Here is an 810-nt window from a genome sequence, read left to right on the forward strand (position 1 = left end):
ACTCGCGGCATACCTCGCCGTGATCCAGGTGCCGGTCTTGATGATGTAGACCGCGTCGATCTCGTCGAGTGCACTCTTCATCGAGGCGGCGGCGAACACAGTCAGCGTCTCGTTCTGGGCCAAGGCTGGCGACCAGGCCGCGAGCAGGACGACGAAGGCGTAGAAAAGGGCGGACAGGCGGGACATCGAAAGCGCTTCACGCATGTTCGCGCGCGCCTGAAGGCCTCGCGCAGGACACGACGCTATCGAGCGGAGTATGTGGGCCAAGCGCTCGGCCTTTAGAGGTTGATAATGTACTTCACGAAGAAGACCATCCCGACCATAACAAACATGGCGGCCACTAAGACCACGACCTCCATGCTGGTCATAGCCACTGCCTTTCCCGCATCGGGCGCATATCGTATCGACGAAGCTCATAGTCGTCTACTGAGCCTTTGATCTTCCTCCTTGCTGATATCTTGCTCAAGGCTGGTTCCGCAACGGGTCACAAGCGCCGGTTTGCCCCTTAGCCGATGGCTTCTGGTTTGCCCCCAACTTCGGACATGCCCCTGCGCCGCGCAAACTGTCGCGAAAGGCCACACTCGGACATTGCTAAAGGCAAGCTTCGCCGCAGCGATGAAGTTGCTTGCGCATTGGCCCCGCGTTACGGCGCGATCAACTTCTCGATCGTTTCCGGTATGTAGGCTTCAGCAGGCATTCGCTCCGGGCCGATGACTGCAGCGGGTAACGGGAAAGTTGGCGTTCGAGCATTCTATTGCTGACTCTAGCTCGCCGTTGCTTGGCATCCTCGCCAAATTCAACCCGTATTTT

At 58.4% G+C, this 810-nt stretch carries 1 pseudogene; it reads right to left on the bottom strand.

Annotated features, from left to right (window positions below):
• Window positions 1-186, bottom strand: a pseudogene (locus tag AC629_RS44175) (molybdate ABC transporter substrate-binding protein); the annotation flags it as partial.
• Between the last annotated feature and the right edge of the window lie 624 nt (window positions 187-810).

Source organism: Bradyrhizobium sp. NAS80.1, assembly GCF_001908205.1.
In the GTDB taxonomy this organism is placed as follows: Bacteria; Pseudomonadota; Alphaproteobacteria; order Rhizobiales; family Xanthobacteraceae; genus Bradyrhizobium.